The 22,401-nt window shown below is 66.8% G+C and carries 18 protein-coding genes; 11 read left to right on the top strand and 7 right to left on the bottom strand.

What is annotated here, in order from left to right:
• Positions 1-13: 13 nt before the first annotated feature.
• The 4 genes from BLW48_RS17445 to BLW48_RS17460 are packed head-to-tail and all read left to right on the top strand — an operon-like array spanning position 14 to position 9,930.
• Positions 14-763 (top strand): mechanosensitive ion channel family protein, encoded by a 750-nt coding sequence (locus BLW48_RS17445; protein WP_093080446.1) that lies wholly within the window; start codon positions 14-16, stop codon positions 761-763.
• A 20-nt stretch (positions 764-783) separates the two neighbouring features.
• On the top strand, positions 784-2,946 hold the full coding sequence (gene glgX / locus BLW48_RS17450) for a glycogen debranching protein GlgX (protein ID WP_093176597.1): 2,163 nt from the start codon (positions 784-786) through the stop codon (positions 2,944-2,946).
• Positions 2,943-4,781: a malto-oligosyltrehalose trehalohydrolase gene (gene treZ / locus BLW48_RS17455; protein ID WP_093176598.1), complete on the top strand. Its 1,839-nt coding sequence runs from the start codon at positions 2,943-2,945 to the stop codon at positions 4,779-4,781. Before glgX ends, treZ begins: the two co-directional genes overlap by 4 nt.
• On the top strand, positions 4,771-9,930 hold the full coding sequence (locus tag BLW48_RS17460; protein WP_093176600.1) for a malto-oligosyltrehalose synthase: 5,160 nt from the start codon (positions 4,771-4,773) through the stop codon (positions 9,928-9,930). Before treZ ends, BLW48_RS17460 begins: the two co-directional genes overlap by 11 nt.
• Here the strand turns inward: BLW48_RS17460 and BLW48_RS17465 are convergent.
• Positions 9,902-10,453: a hypothetical protein gene (locus tag BLW48_RS17465; protein ID WP_256330800.1), complete on the bottom strand. Its 552-nt coding sequence runs from the start codon at positions 10,451-10,453 to the stop codon at positions 9,902-9,904. The two genes, BLW48_RS17460 and BLW48_RS17465, sit on opposite strands and share 29 nt — an antisense overlap.
• A 129-nt stretch (positions 10,454-10,582) precedes the next feature.
• Here BLW48_RS17465 and dusA point away from each other — a divergent pair, with 129 nt between their 5' ends.
• Positions 10,583-11,584, top strand: coding sequence for a tRNA dihydrouridine(20/20a) synthase DusA (dusA, locus tag BLW48_RS17470; protein ID WP_093176601.1), 1,002 nt, complete (start codon positions 10,583-10,585; stop codon positions 11,582-11,584).
• A gap of 166 nt (positions 11,585-11,750) precedes the next feature.
• Positions 11,751-12,530 (top strand): IclR family transcriptional regulator, encoded by a 780-nt coding sequence (locus BLW48_RS17475; protein WP_093078044.1) that lies wholly within the window; start codon positions 11,751-11,753, stop codon positions 12,528-12,530.
• 19 nt (positions 12,531-12,549) lie between these two features.
• Here the strand turns inward: BLW48_RS17475 and BLW48_RS17480 are convergent, their stop codons facing one another.
• The 5 genes from BLW48_RS17480 to BLW48_RS17495 form a co-directional block, all read right to left on the bottom strand.
• On the bottom strand, positions 12,550-13,224 hold the full coding sequence (locus tag BLW48_RS17480; protein WP_093176603.1) for a response regulator transcription factor: 675 nt from the start codon (positions 13,222-13,224) through the stop codon (positions 12,550-12,552).
• Positions 13,221-13,379, bottom strand: a complete 159-nt coding sequence (locus BLW48_RS35415) for a hypothetical protein (RefSeq protein WP_177142352.1) — start codon at positions 13,377-13,379, stop codon at positions 13,221-13,223. The genes BLW48_RS17480 and BLW48_RS35415 overlap by 4 nt, the downstream gene beginning before the upstream one ends.
• 25 nt (positions 13,380-13,404) lie before the next feature.
• Entirely contained in the window at positions 13,405-14,310 is a 906-nt protein-coding gene (locus tag BLW48_RS17485) for a DUF2145 domain-containing protein (protein ID WP_093176827.1), read from the bottom strand.
• Entirely contained in the window at positions 14,310-14,771 is a 462-nt protein-coding gene (locus BLW48_RS17490; RefSeq protein WP_093052388.1) for a hypothetical protein, read from the bottom strand. The genes BLW48_RS17485 and BLW48_RS17490 overlap by 1 nt, the downstream gene beginning before the upstream one ends.
• A 132-nt stretch (positions 14,772-14,903) precedes the next feature.
• Complete coding sequence (locus BLW48_RS17495) at positions 14,904-15,566, bottom strand: DUF3313 domain-containing protein (protein ID WP_093176604.1); 663 nt, start codon at positions 15,564-15,566, stop codon at positions 14,904-14,906.
• Positions 15,567-15,723: 157 nt separating this feature from the next.
• Here BLW48_RS17495 and BLW48_RS17500 point away from each other — a divergent pair, with 157 nt between their 5' ends.
• Complete coding sequence (locus BLW48_RS17500; protein ID WP_093052382.1) at positions 15,724-16,338, top strand: TetR/AcrR family transcriptional regulator; 615 nt, start codon at positions 15,724-15,726, stop codon at positions 16,336-16,338.
• Between the two features lie 6 nt (positions 16,339-16,344).
• Here the strand turns inward: BLW48_RS17500 and BLW48_RS17505 are convergent, their stop codons facing one another.
• Entirely contained in the window at positions 16,345-16,986 is a 642-nt protein-coding gene (locus BLW48_RS17505; protein WP_093176606.1) for a GntR family transcriptional regulator, read from the bottom strand.
• A gap of 128 nt (positions 16,987-17,114) precedes the next feature.
• On the opposite strand from BLW48_RS17505, the gene scpA reads away from it, so the two are divergent.
• From scpA to BLW48_RS17525, 4 genes are read left to right on the top strand one after another with little or no spacing between them, the layout of a single operon-like run.
• Positions 17,115-19,277: a methylmalonyl-CoA mutase gene (scpA, locus tag BLW48_RS17510; RefSeq protein ID WP_093052376.1), complete on the top strand. Its 2,163-nt coding sequence runs from the start codon at positions 17,115-17,117 to the stop codon at positions 19,275-19,277.
• A gap of 8 nt (positions 19,278-19,285) precedes the next feature.
• Positions 19,286-19,759 carry a GNAT family N-acetyltransferase gene (locus BLW48_RS17515; protein ID WP_093052372.1) on the top strand — a complete coding sequence of 158 codons (474 nt, stop codon included), beginning with the start codon at positions 19,286-19,288 and terminating at the stop codon, positions 19,757-19,759.
• Positions 19,753-20,802, top strand: coding sequence for a methylmalonyl Co-A mutase-associated GTPase MeaB (gene meaB, locus BLW48_RS17520; protein WP_093176607.1), 1,050 nt, complete (start codon positions 19,753-19,755; stop codon positions 20,800-20,802). The genes BLW48_RS17515 and meaB overlap by 7 nt, the downstream gene beginning before the upstream one ends.
• Before the next feature lie 37 nt (positions 20,803-20,839).
• On the top strand, positions 20,840-22,384 hold the full coding sequence (locus BLW48_RS17525; RefSeq protein WP_093052368.1) for an acyl-CoA carboxylase subunit beta: 1,545 nt from the start codon (positions 20,840-20,842) through the stop codon (positions 22,382-22,384).
• Positions 22,385-22,401 lie beyond the last annotated feature (17 nt).

Consider the following 22,401-nt stretch of genomic DNA (forward strand, 5'->3'; position numbering starts at 1 on the left):
CGGAAGACACACCATGGAAAATTTCGGCATTCACCTGGAGCCGCTGCGCGCCATCCTCTACCAGGTCGGCGCCTTCATTCCGCGCCTGCTGATTGGGCTGGTGGTGGTATTCGTCGGCTGGCTGGTCGCCAAGGCGGCCCGCTTCGCGGTGACGAAGGCGCTGCGCGCCATCAACTTCAACGTGCTCACCGAACGCGCCGGGCTCGACAACTTCCTGCGCCAGGGCGGGCTGGCGGGGGATACCAGCAGCCTGTTCGGCATCCTGACGTACTGGCTGGTGATCCTGGCTTCGCTGCTCATCGCCTTCAACGGCATGGGGCTGAGCTACATCGCCGATCTGCTGGGGCGCATCGTATGGTTCGTGCCGAACGTGTTCGTGGCACTGCTGGTGCTGGCCTTCGGCTCCTACTTCGCGCGCTTCGTGGGCGAAGCGGTGGGCAGCTATTTCCGCGGCGTGAAGATGCAGGACGCGGTGCTCTTCGGCAAGGTCGCGCAGTACGCGGTGATGGCCTTCGTGATTCTCATCGCGCTCGACCAGATCAAGGTGGGTGGCGACATCGTGCGCGAGAGCTTCCTCGTGATTCTGGCGGGCGTGGTTTTTGCGTTGGCCCTGGCATTCGGGCTGGCCGGCAAGGATTGGGCAAAGGCCCAGATCGAGCGCTGGTGGCCGCGGCAGATCAAGGACGCCAAGGCACCGCCGAGCGTGACCACCGTCGGCAGCAGCAGTCCCACGCGTTTCGACAACGACCGTCCACCCCGCTGAACCCCGCTGAACGCACCCGAATGACACGAAAAACCAATCCGACGATCAGCGCCGTGTGGCCCGGCCGGCCCTATCCCCGTGGTGCGACCTGGGACGGGGAGGGCGTCAACTTCGCCTTGTTCTCGCAGCACTCGGACAAGGTCGAGCTGTGCCTGTTCGACGAGCGCGGCCGCCAGGAGCTGCAGCGCATCCTGATGCGCGAACGCACGGACGGCGTATGGCACTGCTACCTGCCCGAGGCGCGCCCCGGGCAGGCCTACGGCTACCGCGTGCATGGGCCCTACAAGCCCGAGGAGGGGCATCGCTTCAACGCCCACAAGCTGCTGGTCGACCCGTACGCCAAGGACCTGGTGGGCGACCTGCGCTGGGGCGATGCGCTCTACGGCTACACCGTGGGCAGCAAGCGCGAAGACCTCTCCTTCGACCGCCGCGACAGCGCACCGCTGATGCCCAAGGGCCGCGTGCTCGAAACCGCCTTCACCTGGGGCGACGACCGCCGCCCCTCGGTGCCGTGGCAGGACATGGTGATCTACGAGATGCATGTGCGCGGCTTCACCATGACGCACCCCGACGTGCCGCCCGGGCTGCGCGGCACCTATGCCGCACTCGGCTGCGCGCCGGTGGTCGACTACCTCAAGCGCCTGGGCGTGACCACGGTCGAGCTGCTGCCCGTGCACAGCTTCCTCAACGACCGGCACCTGGCCGAGAAGGGCCTGCAGAACTACTGGGGCTACAACACGCTGGCCTACTTTGCTCCCGAGATGCGCTACAGCGCCTCGGGCAAGGTGAAGGAGTTCAAGACCATGGTGAAGACGCTGCACTCGGCGGGCATCGAGGTGATCCTCGACGTGGTCTACAACCACACCTGCGAAGGCAACCAGCTCGGGCCCACGCTGTCGATGCGCGGCGTGGACAACGCCTCGTACTACATCGCCAACGCCGAGAACCGCCGCTACTACGACGACTTCACGGGCTGCGGCAACACCGTGAACCTGGAGCATCCGCACGCGCTGCAGCTGGTGATGGACTCGCTGCGCTACTGGGCCGAGGAGATGCACGTCGACGGCTTCCGCTTCGACCTGGCCTCGGCGCTGGCACGCGAGGCCGGCAAGGTCGAGAACCTCGGCGGCTTCTTCGATGCGATCCGCCAGGACCCCACGCTCAACCGCGTGAAGCTCATCGCCGAGCCCTGGGACCTGGGCCACGGCGGCTATCAGGTCGGCAACTTCCCGCTCGGCTGGGCGGAGTGGAACGACCAGTACCGCGACGGCCTGCGCGGCTTCTGGAAAGGCGACGGCGGGCTCATTGGCGAAGTGGCCAAGCGCGTCACCGGTTCCGAGGACCTGTACGGCTGGTCGGGCAAGCGGCCCAGCGCCAGCATCAACTTCATCACCGCGCACGACGGTTTCACGCTGCACGACCTGGTCTCCTACAACGACAAGCACAACGAGGCCAACGGCGAGGACAACCGCGACGGCAACAGCCACAACGTCTCATGGAACTGCGGCGTCGAGGGCCCCACCGACGACCCTGAAGTTGTGGCCCTGCGCGAGCGCCAGAAGCGCAACCTGCTGGCCACGCTGCTGCTGTCGCAGGGCGTTCCGATGCTGCTGGCGGGCGACGAGCGCGGCCACACGCAGCAGGGCAACAACAACGTCTACTGCCAGGACAACGAGCTCGGCTGGATCGACTGGACCTCCACGCCCGAGCGGCTGGCGCTCGCGACTTTCGTCGAGCGCATGGTGGCGCTGCGCCGCGCGCATCCTTCGTTCCGGCGCCGCACCTTCTTCGCGGGCAGGCCCGCAGAAGGCGAGACCGTGACCGACGTTCACTGGCTCAAGCCCGACGGCCAGGAGATGCGGCCGGAAGACTGGAACGACGCCAACGCACGCTGTATTGCGATGTACATCCCCGGTGGCGGCATTGCCGACCGCGGGCCGCGCGGCGAGGTGCAGCACGACGACGACTTTCTCGTGCTGCTCAATGCGCACCACGACGAGATCGCCTTCACGCTGCCGCCGATGCCGCACGGCGCGTGGCGCTTGCTGGTCGATACGGCCAGCAGCACACCGCCGCTCGCCACCGAGGACGCAGCAGCGCTCGCCCCGGCATGGGCGCAGCCCAGCTATCCCCTGCAATGCCGCTCGCTCGTTGTGCTGAGCCGGCCGGATGTGCGGCCATGAGCGCTCATACACATCGCATGCCGTTCGGCGCCACGGTGCATGCCGATGGCGCGGACTTCGCGCTCTGGGCCCCATCGGCGGAAATCGTCATGCTCGAACACCACGCGGTGGCCGGCGAAACCTCGTCGCAGCCGATGACGCGCGACGGCAAGGGCTGGCATCGCCTGGCCGTGCCCGGGGTGGGGCATGGCGACAGCTACCGCTACCGGCTGCCCGACGGCACGCGCGTGCCCGACCCGGCGTCGCGCTTCAACCCCGAGGACGTGCACGGCCCGAGCGTGGTCATCGACCCGCAGCGCTTCGAGTGGACCGACGGCGCATGGCGCGGCCGCCCCTGGGAAGAAGCGGTGGTCTACGAGCTGCATGTCGGCACCTTCACCGAAGAGGGGAGCTTCAGCGCCGCGCGCGAACGGCTGGGCGAACTTGCCGAGCTCGGTATCACCGCCATCGAACTCATGCCGCTCGCAGACTTTCCGGGGCAGCGCAACTGGGGCTACGACGGCGTGCTGCCGTTTGCGCCCGACGCCTCGTACGGCGCGCCCGACGAACTCAAGGCGCTGGTCGACACGGCGCATTCGCTGGGGCTGATGGTGCTGATTGACGTGGTCTACAACCACTTCGGGCCGGAAGGCAACTACCTGCATGCGTACTGCCCAGAGTTCTTCAACCCCGGACACCAGACGCCGTGGGGCGCCGCGATCAACTTCGACGGGCCGGGCTCGCGCACGGTGCGCGACTTTTTCATTCACAACGCGCTTTACTGGGTGGAGGAGTTTCGCTTCGACGGCCTGCGCATGGATGCCATTCATGCCATTCACGACGAGACGCGGCCGCACATCGTGAACGAGATCCGCGAGGCGCTCGATGCCGGGCCGGCCCGCGAGCGCCATGTTCACCTGGTGCTGGAGAACGACGCCAACCAGGCCTCGATGCTGATGCGCGACGGCCGCGGCATGCCCGTGGCCGGCACGGCGCAGTGGAACGACGACCTGCACCACGCGGTGCACGTGCTGGCCACCGGCGAGCGCGATGGCTACTACGCCGACTATGCCGACGACCCGGTATGTCGCTTCGCTTGCGCGCTGGCCGAGGGCTTCATCTACCAGGGGCAGCCGTCGGTTTTCAGGCATGGCGAGCGGCGCGGCGAGCCGAGCACGCGGTTGCCGCCGCAGGCGTTCGTGTCCTTCCTGCAGACGCACGACCAGGTCGGCAACCGCGCCTTCGGCGAGCGCATTCACGCGCTCGGCGATCCGGTGCTGGTGCGCGCGGCGCTGGCCTGCCTGCTGCTGTCGCCGCACGTGCCGATGCTGTTCATGGGCGACGAGTTCGCGGCCTCCACGCCTTTCCAGTATTTTTGCGACTTCGGGCCGGAGCTTGCAGCGGCGGTGTCCGAAGGGCGGCGCGCGGAGTTCGGCGGATTCGCGATGTTCGCGGACGAAGCCGCTCGCGCGCGCATTCCGGACCCGAATGACGAAGCGACCTTCCTGGCCTCGAAGCTGCGCTGGCGCGAGCGCGGGACACGCGCGCATTTTTCGAGGCTCAGCGAGGTGCAGCAGCTGCTGGACCTGCGTCATCGCCTGATCGTGCCGCGGCTCGCCGGCATGGCGGGCGCGGGTGTCTACCGGTGCGAGAGCGACATGCTCCAGGTGCAGTGGGACATGGCGTCGGCGCGCTTGCATCTGCTCGCTCATTTCGGGGCGCAGCCTGTGGGGGGCGCTACGGCGCCACCCGGCGAGGTGGTCTACAGCGATGGGGCGACGACCGATAACGAAGGCGCGTTGCACCTGGCGCGCGGCGCAGTGCGCGTGACGCTGGAAGCGCTGCATGGCGGATGAAGCAGGTCACGGCCCTGTGACGGGCGATCTCGGGCGGCTGTGCGCGCACTTCGGTATTGCCACCGGTTATTTCGATGCCTTCGGCGCGCGGCGCGAGGCTTCCGCTGAAAGCTTGATCGCGCTGCTGGCCGAGTTCGGCGTGCGGCTCGATGGCGCGGCCGACGCGGGGCGCGCATTGGAGGCCGCACACCGCGCGCGCTGGGCGCAGGCGCTGCCGCCGGTGCGGGTCGTGCAGGCCGGCAGCGCTGCGTGGTCGGTGACGTTGCGGCTGCCGGCGTCCAGGCGGCGGCTGCGCTGGCAGCTCGGTGACGAGCAGGGGCGTGAATTGCAAGGCGAGGCCGATGCCGAGGTGTTGCCCGAGACCGGCCGTATCGACATCGACGGCATCTGGCTGTGCGAGCGCGTTCTGCAAATGCCGCTGGCGCTCAAAGCGGGCTACCACCGGCTGCGCATCGAAGGTCTGCGTGGCGAGACGCTGGTTCTTGCAACGCCCGGCCGCTGCTACCGGCCGCCCGCAGTGCGCGATGGCGGTCGCGTCTGGGGCACGGCAGTGCAGCTCTACAGCCTGCGTTCGCCACGGAACTGGGGCATCGGCGACTTCAGCGATCTGGAAGAACTCGCCGTGCGCATGGCAGCGCAGGGCGCGGACATCATCGGCCTGAACCCACTACACGCGCTGTTCGCGAGCACGCCGTCGAATGCGAGCCCGTACAGCCCGTCGTCGCGCCAGCAGCTCAACGTGCTCTACATCGACGTGGAAGCGGTGGATGGCTTTGCAGACTGCGACCCGGCCCGCGAGCGGGTGCATTCGCCCGACTTCCAGGCGCGGCTCGCCGCGCTGCGTGCAACGCAGCTGGTGGATTACGCGGGAGTGGCTGCGGCGAAGTTCGAAGTGCTCGAAATGCTCTTCGGCCACTTCTGCGCGCGGCACCTGCCTCCGGAGGGTGCGCCCGACGAAACGGGCAGGGAGTTTCTGGCCTTCGTCGCGGAGCGCGGCGAAGCGTTGCGGCAGCACGCTCTTTTCGAAGCACTGCAGGCGCACTTTCTTGCAACAGAAGGCGGCGCGTGGGACTGGCATGCATGGCCGGTCGCCTACAGGAATCCGGATTCCGCCGAGGTGACCGCATTCGCCGTGGCGCACGCGCAGCGCGTGCAGTTCCACCAGTACCTCCAGTGGCTGGCTACCCGGCAACTGGCACGGGCGGCCGCGCGCTGCGATGCGCTCGGCATGGGTGTGGGCCTGTACGTGGACCTCGCGGTGTCGGTCGACCGCGCCGGCTCCGACACCTGGGGCGCGCAGCAGGTGTTTGCGGAAGGCGCCAGCGTTGGCGCGCCGCCGGACGAGTTCAACCCCGCCGGGCAAGGCTGGGGCCTGCCGCCGCTGCGCCCTGACCGCCTGCGCACCGATGGCTATCGCTTCTTCATCGAAACGCTGCGCGCGGGCATGCGCGGCGCCGGTGCGCTGCGCATCGACCACGTGATGGGCCTGATGCGCCTGTTCTGGATTCCGCAGGGCCGCGGTGCGCGCGAGGGTGCGTACGTCTACTACCCGCTCGACGAGATGCTCGCCATCGTGGCGATCGAGAGCCACCGCCATCGCTGCATGGTCGTGGGCGAGGATCTCGGCACGGTCGAAGATGCGGTGCGCGATGCGCTGGCGCAGGCCGACGTGCTGTCTTACCGGCTGCTGTACTTCGAGAAGCAGCGCGACGGCCGTTTCACGCAGCCCGCGGCCTATCCACCGGCTGCCCTGGTCGCGATCAGCACGCACGACCTCGCGACCTTCGCTGGCTGGTGGACGGCCGACGACCTGCGCGAGCGGCTCGCACTGGGCCTGTTTCCCGATCCGTCGATCTTCGACAAGCAGCTGATGGACCGGGCGCAGGAGCGCATCGAGTTGATGCAGGCCTTGCAGCAGGCGGGCCTGGTGTCGCGCGAGGAAGTGGCGCAGGCGGCCGGGCTCGCGATGCCGTCCGCGCGCATCGTGGAAGCGGCACACGCCTTTCTGGCGGCTGCGCCGTCGGCGCTGATGATGGTGCAGCTGGAGGACGTGGCGGGCGTGGTGGCGCAGGCCAACATGCCCGGCACGGTGGACGAGCATCCGAACTGGCGGCGCAAGCTGCCCGAGCCGGTGGCGGCGCTGGCCGGCGGCGAGCGCATGCGCGGGCTGGGCGAGGCCCTGCGTGCGGCGCGGCCGCGCCAGGTGGAATCGGCCGGGCGGAGTGCATCGCCGGGTCTGACGACTCGCGTGCCTCGCGCCACCTACCGGCTGCAGTTCCACAAGGACTTCGGCTTCGACGACGCGATCCGTGTGCTGCCGTATCTCGCGAAGCTCGGCGTGAGCCATGTGTACTGCTCGCCGATCCAGCGCGCCCGCGCGGGCAGCATGCACGGCTACGACGTGGTGGCGCATGCGGAGATCAACCCCGAACTCGGTGGCGAGGAAGGCTTTGCGCGCTTCGTCGCGGCGCTGAAGGCCAACGGCCTCGGGCAGCTGCTGGACATGGTGCCCAACCACATGGGCGTGTTCGGCGCCGACAACGCGTGGTGGATGGACGTGCTGGAGAACGGACCCGCGTCGCTGTTCGCGCAGCACTTCGACATCGACTGGCAGCCACTCAACGTCGAGCTGACCGGCAAGGTGCTGCTGCCCGTGCTGGGCGTGCACTACGGCGAGGCGCTGGAGAACGGCGAACTGATCCTGCGCTTCGAGGACGCGAGCGGCAGCTTTGCCATCGGCTACTACGACCACCGGTTTCCGCTGGCGCCCGAGAGCTATCCCATGGTGCTCGAACGGGCGCTGGCGCGGCTGGGCGATGCAGCGGCGTCGGGGCGGCTGGCGAGTTTGTCGACGGCTTTCGGTCATCTGCCGGGGCGCGGCACGGCCTCTGCGCAAGAACAGGCAGAACGCGTGCGCGACAAGGAATTGCTCAAGGCCCGGCTGGCGCGGCTTGCGCAGCGCCACCCCGCGGTGGCGCAGGCGCTCGTGGCGTCGGTGGCAGAACTGAACCTCGCGTTGCCGGAAGCGCGCGACGCACTGCACAAGCTCATCGAGTTGCAGGCGTACCGGCTCGCGCACTGGCGGGTGGCGGCGGACGAGATCAACTACCGGCGCTTCTTCGACATCAACGATCTCGCGGCCGTGCGCATGGAGCGCGAGGAGGTGTTCGAGGCCACGCAGTCTTTTGCGCTGGACCTTGCCGCATCCGGCGTGGTGGACGGCCTGCGCATCGACCACCCCGACGGGCTCTACGACCCGGCCGAGTACTTCCGCAAGCTGCAGGAAGGCTATGCGCGACGCGCCGGACTGGTGCTGCCCACGCACGACGCGCAGGGGCGGCCCGCGCGGCCCCTGTACGTGGTGGCCGAGAAGATCGCCGGCGCGCACGAGGAAGTGCCCGAGAGCTGGCATGTGCACGGCACCACCGGCTATCGCTTTGCGAACGTGGCAAACGGCGTGCTGGTCGACACCGCGGCAGAGGCGAGCGTGGTGCACGCGTGGCAACGCTTCACCGGCGAGATGGAAGACTTCGCCTCGGTGTCGCGTGCCGGCCGGCGCGAGGTGATGCGCAATGCGCTCGCGTCGGAGCTGAACGTGCTGTCGACCGAACTGCTGCGCATCGCAAGGGCCCACCGCAGCACGCGCGACTACACGCTCAATGCGCTGCGCCGCGCGCTGGCGGATGTCGGTGCGTGCATGCCGGTCTACCGGACCTATATCGTCGAACGGCCGTCGGAACAGGACGGGCGCTTCATCGACGAGGCCGTCGACGAAGCCGCCCGGCAGAGCGGGGATGCCGACCGGTCGATCTTCGATTTCGTGCGGTGTGCGCTGCGGGGGGAGGCGGTTGCCTCCGCTTCGCCGGCGCTGGGCGAACGGGTGCGCCGCTTCGCATTGCGCTTCCAGCAGTTCAGCGCGCCGGTGGCGGCGAAGGGCGTGGAAGACACGGCTTTCTACCGCTACTTTCCGCTCAGCTCGCTCAACGAGGTGGGTGGCGAGCCGGACCTGTTCGGCATCGAGGTCGACGCATTCCACGCGGCGAGCGCCGACCGCGCGCTGCGCTGGCCCCACACCATGCTGGCGACTTCGACGCACGACAACAAGCGGTCGGAAGACGTTCGCAACCGGATCGACGTGCTGTCCGAAATGCCCAACGAGTGGGTGCTGGCGCTGACGCGCTGGCATGGCCTGTGCCGCGGCACGCGGAAGAAGCTGGCCGGCGGCGAGGCGCCGTCGCGTGCCGACGAATACCTGCTCTACCAGACGCTGCTCGGCACCCTGCCTCTGGGTGGGTTCGACGCCGGCACCGCGCCGGGCTACAGCGACCGCATCTGGCAATACACGCAGAAGGCCGCCCGCGAGGCCAAGCTGCGCACGCGATGGTCCCAGCCCGATGCGGACTACGAGGCCGCGCTCGAGCGTTTCGTGCGCGAGCTGCTGGCCGATCCGGAAAAGGGCGCGTGCCTTGCGGACATCCAGCGGCTGGCGGACACGCTGTCATGGTTCGGCGCATGGAACAGCCTCACGCTCACGCTGCTGAAATACAGCTCGCCCGGTGTGCCCGATCTCTACCAGGGCAGCGAGCTCATCGAGCTGAGCCTGGTCGATCCGGACAACCGGCGCCCGGTGGACTACGCCCTGCGCCAGCGGCGGCTGGCCGCACTGCGGGCAATGGTTGGCCAGGAAGGGGATGGCCTGGCAGCGCGGGTGCGTTCGATGGTCGAGGCGCCGCATGACGGCCGCGCCAAGCTCTGGTTCATCTGGCGCCTGCTGTCGTTGCGGCGGGAGCAGCCTTTGCTGTTCAGCGAAGGAAGCTACGAGCCGCTGGCGGTCGAGGGGCCGCTGTCGAGGCACGTCGTGGCCTTTGCGCGCAGGCATGACGACCAGGTGCTCGTGGTTGTGGCGGGGCGGTTGTTCGTCGATCTCTCGCGCCGCGGCGCGGATGAGGTTGCGATTCCGGCGCATCCTGAGGCGACGAGATGGAAGGGCACGACGGTGTGTCTTCCCGAAGGCGTTGGCGCGGTGATGCTCGAGAACCTGCTGACTGGAGAGTCGCTGTCGGTCGGGGAGGGGGCTATTCGCCTGGACGACGCACTGCGATGGATGCCCTGGGCCGTCTTCAGCGGTACAGCGCCTCGGGAGAAATGAGCATGATCTGCACCTGCTGCGCGGCGTCGATGACACGAGCGACCGGCTCCCAGACGCTCGCATAGTCCGGCAAGGCGTCAGGCGCGAAGCTCGTGTGCGGCCAGTCGGAGCCCCAGGTCTGTGATCCGGGACCAATGCTCCGGCCGCGCGTACCACTGCACATGCCATCCCACGGCTGGATGCGCGGAGGCGAGTGCATGAAAGTGCGCGTCGATGTCCCGGTCATTGCCAACCGGCGATACAAGGTTGAATCGCACGCCTCGCACGCCGCGGGAATGCATCGATGCCATTGCGCGTCGGTCGTGCCGGACTCCAGCACTGCCACGCCCCGATGCCGGCCGTTGCCCTGACGCAGGGCTTCGAGCATCACCGTGTTGTCGTAGTCGTAGACGCTGGATTGCAGCAGCACGAGGTGCGCGACACCATGGTGCTCGGCCAGCTGCTCGATGTTTGTCAGCGGCCGGTCCACCGGCCGGTAGTGGCCAGGCACGACCGGAGCTTGCGCGTCGGAGACATTGCGCACGAATCCCCTGAATCGTTGCCGCGTGAGAAACTACCGGCTTGATGTAGCCGATGCCCGTGCAGATGCTGACAGGACCGGCGAGCGAGGTCGGATCCCTGGTCTTCGAACGGTTGGCGGGGTTCCAAGTGTATGAGTGACAACGCTAAGCCATTGAATTTAAAAGAGAAAACCATATCGGTTGCCCCGATGATGGATTGGACGGACCGCCATTGCCGGTACTTCCATCGTCTGCTGTCGCGCCACGCGCTGCTCTACACCGAGATGGTGACGACCGGCGCGCTGGTGCATGGCGACGTGCCCCGTCACCTGCGCTTCAACGCTGAAGAGCATCCGGTGGCACTGCAGCTCGGCGGCAGCGAGCCGGCCGACCTTGCACATTGCGCAAAGCTCGGCGAAGAGTGGGGCTACGACGAGATCAACCTCAATTGCGGTTGCCCGAGCGAGCGCGTGCAGCGCGGCGCGTTCGGTGCCTGCCTGATGAACGAGCCGCAGCTGGTGGCCGACTGCGTGAAAGCGATGGTCGACGTGGTGAGCGTGCCCGTCACGGTCAAGCACCGCATCGGCATCGACAAGATCGAGAGCTACGAATTCGTGCGCGACTTCGTCGGCCAGGTGAGTGAGGCTGGCTGCCAGACTTTCATCGTGCATGCGCGCAATGCGTGGCTGCAGGGCCTGAGCCCGAAGCAGAACCGCGAGATTCCGCCGCTGCGCTACGAACTGGTGCACCGGCTGAAGCACGAGTTTCCGGCGCTGTGCTTTTCCATCAACGGCGGCATTTCGGTCAATGCACAGGTGCATGAACACCTGCGTCTGCTCGACGGCGTGATGGTCGGGCGCGAGGCGTATCACAACCCCTGGTGGCTGGCCGAATGGGACGCCGAGTTCTTCGGTGCCGAGGCACAGCCCCTGACGCGCGAAGAGGTCGAGTCGCTGATGTGCGACTACATGGCCCGCGAGGCGGCCGAGCACGGCACGCAGTGGTGGTCGATCGCGCGGCACATGCTGGGCCTGCGCAACGGCCTGCCGGGCGCGCGCCGCTGGCGCCAGGTCTGGAGCGATCACCGGCTCAAGACGCTGCCTGCGCACGAGGTGATGGCGATGGCGCGCGAGCCTGTCGCGCAAGCCGCCTGAGCCCGAGGCGCATCGAGCGCTTTTCTCCCGGGGAGCGGGCCTGTCACGGCCCGCAATTTTTCAGTTGAAACGTTGTTCCAAAAAACGCTACTTCACGATAAGTGGCGCGTCAACCGTTTTTTGCTGAAAAATGAGGAGCATCAGGGACATAAAAAGGTTTGGATACATGAATGACGCGATTGGCGGCAAAGAAGAAGTAAGTGCGCTCGCCAGGGGTCTGGCTCTCCTCAGGGTCATCGGCATGGCATCGGCACCGATAGGCAATCGCGAACTGGCAGACACCACGGGCATCCCCAAGGCCACGGTGTCGCGGCTCACCGCCACGCTGGTGAGTGCGGGGTATTTGCGACAGTCGCAGGACAGCGAGCGCTTCAGCCTCGGCCCGGCGCTGCTGGACATGAGCAGCCGCTACCTGCGCCATTTCGACCTGCGGACGGTGGCGCGGCCGCACTTGGCGGCGCTGTCGGAGTCGGCCGGCGTGAGCGTGCACATGGGCGTGCGCGACGAGCTCGACATGCTCGTCATCGATTCGCTGCGGCCGCGTTCCGTGGTCATCAGCTCGCGCATCGAGGTGGGCACGCGCATGGCCATCGCCACTTCGGCCGCCGGGCGCGCCTACCTGGCGGCGCTGCCCGCGCCGGAAAAAGCCGAACTGCTGGAGCAGATCCGGACCGAAAGCGGGGAAAGCTGGAGCGCCATCGAGGCTGGCCTGATGGCCAGCCTCGACGAGTACGACCGGCTGGGCTACTGCGGCTCTTTTGGCGAATGGAATCCGCACATCCACGCCATCGGCTTCGCACTGGAGGGCCCGCGCGGCGAGCGCTACTCCGTGAGTTGCGGCGGCCCCGCCTATCTTCTGCCCAAGGACACGATGGTTGTGCGCATCGCGCCGCTGCTGCTGGAGACGGCGCAGCGTCTCGTCGGGGAAACCGGTACGTCGACCTAGAACTGGGGGCCGTCCGGCCCTAGTGGTCGTTGCGCAGAGCCAGCACGTAACCCTCGCCGCGTACGGTATGGAGCAGCTTCAGGTCGAACGGATCGTCCAGTTTCTGGCGAAGCCTGAGGATGCCGACCGTGACCATGTTGTCCCGCTCGCCGGTGCTTGATCCCCACGCGGCCTTGATCAGGTCGGCGCGCGACAGCACCTGGCCTCTGCGTGCCATCAGCGCGTCCAGAAGCTCGAACAGCGTGGCACTGAGGCCGAGATCCACGCCTTGACGAAACGCCTTGCCGCTCGCGCGATCGATGGCCAGGTCCGCCAGCCGCAGGACGGCCGCCTCCGGACCATGACCGCCTGACGCCAGCGCCCAGGCTCGCGCCACGAGATCGGCGGGCGCACAAGGCTTGACCAGGTACTCGGTCGCGCCCTGCGCCAGTCCTTCGAGACGGTCGGCCACCTGGTCTCGTTGCGTCAGCACCAGCAGCGGGGCACTGCTGCTGCGGCGAATGGAGCGTATCGCCACGTGCGCGGCGGCCGGTTGCGCGGCATCGAGAAGAATCAGTGCGTACGGCTTGCCTGTGAAGAGCCACGCGTCGGCATCGCGGGAGTCGATCACGTCGACTGCCAGGCCACATCGTCCGAGCACGCCGCCAAGTTCGTCGCGCGTTCCGTTTCCGGATCTGAGAAGCAGGACGTTCATGGGGTGGAGCCCTTTGCCGGTGTCGAAGCCAGCGCGGCTGGAGCATTCGGGGGCATGTCGGGTTGCCTGTGCGCGCAACCGTCCATCAGAAAGACGCCGACCACCATCGCGAGCACCGCGGCGTGGGCAACTGCAAAGCTGGAGAGGTACTTCATTTGCTGTCGTTTGCCCTTGAGTGTTTCAGTCGAGAAGGACGACGCGATCGCCGCCGGTGGGCTGGCAGCCGTCGAAGAGGGGGTCCCAGCCGCGGTGCACCACGACCTGCCTGCTGTCGTGGCACAGCTCGATGCGTTCGCTCCCGGGGCGCTGTTCGCGCACGAAGGCTTCCACGGTCGAGGGCAGGCTGACGCGCAGCTTCAGCGCATAGATGTCGTCCTGCGGGTGGTCGTCCAGGTGCAGCAGCGGCACGAAGCTCGACGCGAAGACGAGCGCATGCGAGCCGACATCGACCGGCTCGGGCTTGTAGGGCGCCTCGCGCAACCATTGCTGGGCGCGCTCGCGCAGGTCGTCTCCGTCGGGCAACTCGCCCCACGCCACGGCTAACAGTTCCATTACCCACTGGTTGCAGTTCTGGTAGCGCAGGCTGAACGGATAGGCATTGGCGCTGTAGCGCGCAGCCAGCAGATGCAGGGCGCGCGGCGTGTCGAGCGCCGCGCTGCGCAGCGCCTGTGCCGCTTCGGAGGGCAGGGCCACGATGGAGACGTAGCCCAGCGCGGAGTCGTCGATGCCCATGACGAAGCCGGTCAGGCCCTGGTCGTAGAGGCGCGGGTGTCCTTCGTCGCAGGCGTAGTACAGCTGCCGCGCGGACCATGTGCCGTCCGCGGCTTTCCAGGCGATGGCGGCGTGGGAGTAGCGGATGCGAAAGCGCGAGAGATCGAGTCCGGAGCGGCTGATCAGCACGGCGTCGCTGCCTGTGTTCGAAAGCGCTTCCTGCACGACGGCGGTGAAGCGCAGCAGGCGATCCTGCTGGCTTGCGGTGAGCGGTTTCGCGCGATCGCAGAACTGCGACGACGCCGCGTGCACAACGCCACCCGCCAAGGCGAGGAGAGCCGAGAGCCCCAGCAGCAACAGACGGCGGGCGACGATCAAAGGCTCACGGGGCGCGCGGCGAGCCCCCCGTACCAGTCGTCGGCGAGCACGAGGTAGAACGCCTCGCGCGTGTCGCCACGTGCGAAGGCGGTGCCGTAGGTGCGCTGTTGCGCGTGCACGAGGTCGCCGAGGCCCAGGCGCTCCTTCGCGAAAGTGGCTTGCGGCAGTTCGAGCACGATGCGCTGCTGCGCGTCGCTGTCGCTCTGCATCGCGACGCGCGTGAAGCCCTCGCGACCGGTGGCTTGCGCGACTTCGGTGATGCGGTAGTCGCCTTCGGCCACCTTGTCGCCGTCGAACGAACTCTTGCTCGAACCGCGCAGCGATGCCGACACGCTGCCGCTCGATGCGGAGCCGGCGCTGGAGGCCACGGACGACGTGAAGCTGTCGGCCTGTGCATTGAAGGCCGTGGCGAGTACGGCTGTGATACCCGCGAGGCGGAAGAAATGAAGGAAGGTCATGGAATGCTCCGGCTGTGTGTGAGGGAGGAAGTCATTTCGCGTGGAAGATGCCGAGCCTGGACCGGCGGGCCCGCGCGAAGGCGCACTGCAACTTGATGCAGGCCCTGCGCAGCCGTCTCCAGAGCGCCGTCGTCATTGCAGGTACGCGACCAGCTGGTCGGCGCCGTTTTCAATGCCTGCGATGGAAGCGCTCCGGGCCCCGATGCCGGCCTTGAGATTCCATGCGTTCGGGTACTGCTTGGTGACGTAGGCGCCGAGCAGTTCGTTGGTCGAGGCGTCGTAGATTTCGACGGCAAAGCTCACCGAGCCCGTCATCGCGCCTTCCTTGCCGCGGATGGCCTGCACGGCGTTGTACGGGCCGCCCAGCAGGTCGAAGCGCGAGAAGGTGCTGAGCACGGCGGTGTTCGTCTTGGCGCCGGTGAGCGTCAGCTTGATCCGTACAGCGTTGGCGTTTCTGCCAGGAGCGTTCCGGAAGCGCGCATTCAGCTTGTCGGTGAACTGGTTCTGCATGTAGCGCGCCAGGAAGACTTTGTCCTCTTCCGACACGTCTTCGAACTGGCCGTCGCTGCCGCGGTAGATGGCGACCGGATCGAGGACGAAATCCGAATACCGCCGCCAGTCGATGTTTGCCTTGTATTCGAATGGAATGCGGCCGGAGTCGTCATGCTGGCTGGGTCGCAACTGGGACGCGGAGGCGATGCCGGCATACGGCACCGGCTGTGTGCTGGCACACGCCGTCAGGATCAGGCAGACCGCCAGGGTGATGGCCTTGGGGGCATCGGAAAGAGCACGCATCGCGTTCCTTGAATTGGGAAGAAGTGAATGGACAAGTGAATGAAGAGGGCAACGACCGTGTCCAGATTTAAAACTGTACGGTACGGTTCATTATTGAGGTGGATTTTGGCGATGTCAAGAAAACTGTACAGTTGGGTATTCTTTTGAGGGAAATGCGATGAAGGTCAGGACAGAAGCGCGGCGCAACGTCATCCTTGAAGCGGCGGTGGCGCTGTTCAAGGAGCTGGGTTACGAGCGCACGTCGATGAACGAGCTCGCAAAGCGCCTGGGTGGGTCGAAGGCCACCCTGTACGGATACTTCGCCTCGAAAGAGGAGCTCTTCAGGGCGGTCGTGCAAACCGTGGCCGTTTCGCATCTGGCTGAGGCCGCGGCCGAGTTGCAGGAGGCGAACGAGACCGCCACGCTCGAGGCGCAATTGATGCGGTTCGGCGAGCGGATGCTGTTCGTGCTGACCAACGACGCGGACGCGCTGGCGGTCTACCGGATGGTTCTTGCCGAAGCCGGGCGCTCCGACGTGGGGCAGCAGTTCCAGGAGTCGGGGCCTGCCGAATACATCCGAACCCTCGCGGGGTTCATGGATGCGGCGATGAAGCGTGGCGAACTACGGCGCCGGGACCCACACGTGACCGCGCTGCAGTTCACCACGTTGATCACGGCGGAGACCCAGGCGCGGCTCTTCCAGGTCGACCCCGAGCCCGTGTCGGTAGAGCAGATTCACGCGCTGGTTCAGCGCGCCGTCGACATGTTTCTCGCCGGTGCCGCGCCGCGCTGAAAGGCGCTAGTTCGCGGCTTCGAGTCCGTTCTGGAAGTGCTCGCGCATGCGGGCCATGGCGGCCTCCGCGTCCCGCGCCTCGATGGCCGCCATAACCGAGCGGTGCTCCGCCAGCGACTCGGCGATCCGGCCGGCTTTCAGCAGCGAGTTGTGCCGGTTGAGCTTCATCACCTTGCGCAGGTCGGCCACCATCTGGTCGCGCCACTTGTTGTTGGCGATGGCCAGCAACCGCATGTGAAAGCGCTCGTTCAGGGCGAAGAAGTGCTCCCGGTTCTCGGGCGAGGCTGCTGCTTCCAGCTCGGCGTGCAGCGCCTTCAGCTCGGCGCGCTGCGTGTCGGTGGCGCGCTCGGCCACCACGCCGGCGGCGTCGCTCTCCAGCAGCGAGAGCAGGTGGTACACGTCGGTCAGGTCCTGCTCCGACACCTCGGTCACGTACGCGCCGCGCCGCACCTTCATCGTTACCAGGCCTTCGGCTGCGAGCACCTTCAGCGCCTCGCGCAGCGGCGTGCGGCTGATGCCGTATTCCTCGGCCAGCTTGAGTTCGTCGATCCAGCTGCCGGGCTCCAGCTCGCGGCGAAAGATCCGCTGGCGCAGCAGCTCGGCCACCTCTTCATAGAGGGCACGGGGGGTGAGGGTGACGGCGGACATGGGCCGGACTGTACTTCAAAAACGGTGTTTGAATTAATAATTATGGATCGGTTAGACTCGCGGCCGGCTTGCAAATCCGTGCAGGCGAATTTGCGAATACCCTGCAAGACACTGCGAACGGCCCCTTCATGAGCAGCACACCCGAACCCTCTTTCAAGCCCGCCGACCTCGAAGCCTGGGCCAAGGCTGCTGCCAAGTCCGCACCCGGCGGCGACGTGAACGCGCTGAACTGGATCACGCCCGACGGCATCGCCGTGAAGCCGCTGTACACCGCCGCCGACCTGCAGGGCCTGAAGTACACCGACACGCTGCCCGGCTTCGAGCCCTACCTGCGCGGCCCGCAGGCGACCATGTACGCAGTGCGCCCCTGGACCATCCGCCAGTACGCCGGCTTCTCCACCGCCGAAGAGTCGAACGCCTTCTATCGCAAGGCGCTGGCCGCCGGCGGGCAGGGCGTGAGCGTGGCCTTCGACCTCGCCACGCATCGCGGCTACGACAGCGACCACCCGCGCGTGACCGGCGACGTCGGCAAGGCAGGCGTGGCAATCGACTCGGTCGAGGACATGAAGATCCTGTTCGACCAGATCCCGCTCGACAAGGTCTCCGTGTCGATGACGATGAACGGCGCCGTGCTGCCGGTGCTGGCGGGCTACGTGGTCGCGGCCGAAGAGCAGGGCGTGGCGCAAGACCAGCTGAGCGGAACCATCCAGAACGACATCCTCAAGGAGTTCATGGTCCGCAACACGTACATCTTTCCGCCAGCGCCGAGCATGCGGATCATCGGCGACATCATCGAGTACACGGCGCAGAACATGCCCAAGTTCAACTCGATCTCGATCAGCGGCTATCACATGCAGGAAGCCGGCGCCAACCAGGCGCTCGAACTCGCCTTCACGCTGGCCGACGGCAAGGAATACGTGAAGACCGCACTGGCCAAGGGGCTCGACGTCGACGGCTTTGCCGGGCGCCTGAGCTTCTTCTGGGCCATCGGCATGAACTTCTATCTCGAAGTGGCCAAGATGCGCGCGGCGCGCCTGCTGTGGTGCCGCATCATGAAGGAGTTCAACCCCAAGAACCCCAAGAGCCTGATGCTGCGCACGCACTGCCAGACCTCGGGCTGGTCGCTCACCGAGCAGGACCCGTACAACAATGTGGTGCGCACCACCATCGAAGCGATGGCCGCGGTGTTCGGCGGCACGCAGAGCCTGCACACCAACGCGCTCGACGAAGCCATTGCGCTGCCCACCGAGTTCAGCGCCCGCATCGCGCGCAACACGCAGCTCATCATCCAGGAAGAGACGCACATCACCAACGTGATCGACCCCTGGGCCGGCAGCTACATGATGGAGAAGCTCACGCAGGACATGGCCGACGCGGCCTGGGCCATCATCGAAGAGGTCGAGGCGATGGGCGGCATGACCAAGGCGGTCGATAGCGGCTGGGCCAAGCTCAAGATCGAAGCCGCCGCCGCCGAGAAGCAGGCGCGCATCGACTCCGGCAAGGACGTGATCGTCGGCGTCAACAAATACAAGCTGAAGAACGAGGACGCGATCGACAGCCTCTCGATCGACAACGTGAAGGTGCGCGACCAGCAGGTGGCGCGGCTGCAGAAGATCCGTGCCTCGCGCGACACCGCCAGGGTGCAGGCCGCGCTCGACGCGCTGACCACTGCTGCCGAGAACAACACCGGCAACCTGCTGGCGCTGAGCATCGACGCCGTGCGCCTGCGCGCCACGGTGGGCGAGATTTCGGACGCGCTCGAGAAATCATTCGGCCGCCATCGGGCCGACACGCAAAAGGTGACCGGTGTGTACGCAGCTGCCTATGACTCCGCCGAAGGCTGGGAAGCCCTCAAGACCGAAATCAACGCCTTCGCGGAGGAGCAGGGCCGCCGTCCGCGCGTGATGATCTCCAAGCTCGGGCAGGACGGCCACGACCGCGGCGCGAAGGTGGTGGCCACGGCATTTGCCGACCTGGGTTTCGACGTGGACATGGGGCCGCTCTTCCAGACGCCCGAGGAATGCGCGCGCCAGGCCATCGAGAACGACGTGCATGCAGTGGGCGTGAGCACGCTCGCAGCCGGCCACAAGACTCTTGTGCCGGCCATCATCAATGAGCTCAAGAAGCAGGGCGCGGACGACATCATCGTGTTCGTCGGCGGCGTGATTCCGCGGCAGGACTACGACTTTCTCTACGAAGCCGGCGTCAAGGGCATCTACGGACCGGGCACGCCCATTCCGGCCAGCGCCAAGGATGTGCTGGAGCAGATTCGCGCGGCGGTCACGGCCTGAGGCGCGACGTGGGCGATCTCTTGTCGCGGCTGTCGCTGCAGCCGGTGGATTCCAGCGATTTCGAAGCCATGCTGGCCCTGCGCATCGACGCGATGCGCCCGAGCCTGGAGCGCGTGGGCCGTTTCGATGCAGCGCGTTCGCGCGAGCGCCTGAGCGCGGGCTTTCTCGTGCCGTACATGCACCACATCGTGCTCGACGGCGACCAGCGCATCGGCTTCGTCACGCTCAAGCCCGAGGACAGCGACGCGCTGCGCCTCGACCATCTCTACCTGCGCACCGGCTTCCAGGGCCTGGGCATCGGTGAATGGGTGCTCGAATGGGCCAAGTCGCAGGCGCGCGCGCAGCGGCTGGACATCAAGCTCACCGCGCTCGTGAAGAGCGACGCCAACCGCTTCTACCTGCGGCACGGCTTCGTGCTCGAGGGCGGGGAGGGCGTCGACCTGCACTACCGCTGGCGCGTGGCCTCGGAGGCTGCGTGCTGAACAAGGCGCAGGCGCTCGAACGCGCCGTCGCTGAAACCGATGGCATGGCGCAACGGCGCGCCATTGCAAAAGCCATCACGCTGCTCGAGTCGACGCGCGCCGACCACCGCACGCAGGCCGACGAACTGCTCACGGCATTGCTGCCGCGCACGGGCAACTCGTTCCGCCTCGGCATCTCGGGCGTGCCGGGCGTTGGCAAGTCGACATTCATCGAAACGCTGGGCCTGCTGCTGATCGGCAAGGGCCATCGCGTCGCGGTGCTCACCATCGACCCGTCGTCCACCGTGTCGGGCGGCTCCATCCTCGGCGACAAGACGCGCATGGAACGGCTCTCGGTGCACGAGCGCGCCTACATCCGGCCGAGCCCTTCGAGCGGCACGCTGGGCGGCGTGGCCGAGAAGACGCGCGAGGCCATGCTGGTGTGCGAAGCGGCCGGCTACGACATCGTGATCGTCGAAACCGTCGGCGTGGGCCAGAGCGAAACCGCTGTGGCCGGCATGACCGACATGTTCGTGCTGATGCAACTGCCCAATGCCGGCGACGACCTGCAGGCGATCAAGAAGGGCGTGATGGAGCTGGCCGACCTTGTCGTCATCAACAAGGCCGACATCGACAAGGACGCCGCCACGCGCGCGCAGGCTCAGATCACTTCGGCACTGCGTCTCTTCGGCCACCAAGGCAACCCCGATCACGCGCATGCGGTGCACGACGCGCACAGCGGCGTGGAGGTGCGCTTCTGGCTCCCCAAGGTGCTGCAGCTGAGCGCGCTTGCCAACACCGGCGTCGATGCCTTCTGGGACGCCGTCACGCAATTCAGGCAACTTCAGACCGCCAACGGCAAGCTCGCCAAGCGCCGCGAGAAGCAGGCCACCGCGTGGATGTGGGAGCGCATCGACGCCGGACTCAAGCACGCCTTCAGGCATCACCCGCAGGTGCGCGAGCTGCTGCCCCAGCTCACGCAGCTGGTGGCGCAGGGCACGTTGCCGGCATCGACTGCGGCGCGCAACCTGCTCGCCGCAGCCGCCATCACGGCCAGACCATGAGACACGAAATTCAGGACCACAGCTTCGGAAGCACACCATGCAAGAACTGATCGAACAACTCGAAAAGCGTCGCGCCCAGGCGCGTCTCGGCGGCGGGCAGAAGCGCATCGACGCGCAACATGCCAAGGGCAAGCTCACGGCGCGCGAGCGCATTGAGCTGCTGCTCGACGACAACACTTTTGAAGAGTGGGACATGTTCGTCGAGCACCGCTCGGTGGACTTCGGCATGGCCGAGCAGAAGATTCCCGGTGACGGCGTGGTCACCGGCTACGGCATGATCAACGGCCGCCTGGTGTTCGTGTTCAGCCAGGACTTCACTGTCTTCGGCGGCGCGCTCAGCGAGGCGCATGCCGAAAAAATCTGCAAGGTGATGGACCAGGCCATGAAGGTCGGCGCGCCCGTCATCGGACTGAACGACTCGGGCGGCGCTCGCATCCAGGAAGGCGTGGCCTCGCTCGGCGGCTATGCCGACGTGTTCCAGCGCAACGTGATGGCCTCGGGCGTGGTGCCGCAGATCAGCATGATCATGGGCCCCTGCGCGGGCGGCGCCGTGTATTCGCCCGCCATGACCGACTTCATCTTCATGGTGAAGGACAGCAGCTACATGTTCGTCACCGGCCCCGAGGTGGTGAAGACCGTGACGCACGAAAGCGTCACGGCCGAAGAGCTGGGCGGCGCCATCACCCACACCACGCGCAGCGGCGTGGCCGACATGGCGTTCGAGAACGACGTCGAGGCGCTGCTGATGCTGCGCCGCCTGTACAACTACCTGCCGCTCAACAACCGCGAGAAGCCGCCGGTGCGCCTGGGCAACAACGGCCTGGGCGATCCGGCCGACCGGCCCGACTACTCGCTCGATACGCTGGTGCCCGACAACCCGAACAAGCCATACGACATCAAGGAGCTGATCCTGAAGGTAGTGGACGACGGCGACTTCTTCGAGCTTCAGCCCGACTACGCGAAGAACATCGTGATCGGCTTCGCCCGCATGGAAGGCCAGACCATCGGCATCGTGGCCAACCAGCCGCTGGTGCTGGCGGGCTGCCTCGACATCAAGAGCAGCATCAAGGCCGCGCGCTTCGTGCGTTTCTGCGATGCGTTCAACATTCCGGTTGTCACCTTCGTCGACGTGCCTGGCTTCATGCCCGGTACGGGGCAAGAGTACGGCGGCATCATCAAGCACGGCGCCAAGCTGCTCTACGCGTATGCGGAGTGCACGGTGCCGAAGATCACCGTCATCACGCGCAAGGCCTACGGCGGCGCCTACGACGTGATGGCCTCGAAGCATCTGCGCGGCGACGTCAACCTTGCCTGGCCCCGTGCCGAGATCGCGGTGATGGGCGCCAAGGGCGCGGTGGAAATCATCTTCCGCGAGGACAAGAACGACCCCGAAAAACTCGCCGCCCGCGAGGCTGAATACAAGGCCCGTTTCGCCAACCCGTACGTGGCGAGCGCACGCGGCTACATCGACGACGTGATCCTGCCGCACGAGACGCGCAAACGCATCTGCCGTTCGCTGGTGATGCTGCGCGAGAAGAAGCTCGAGAACCCGTGGCGCAAGCACGGGAACATTCCACTGTGAGCGGCACGGAGAAGAAG

The organism is Variovorax sp. YR266 (genome assembly GCF_900107295.1).
Taxonomy (GTDB): domain Bacteria; phylum Pseudomonadota; class Gammaproteobacteria; order Burkholderiales; family Burkholderiaceae_C; genus Variovorax.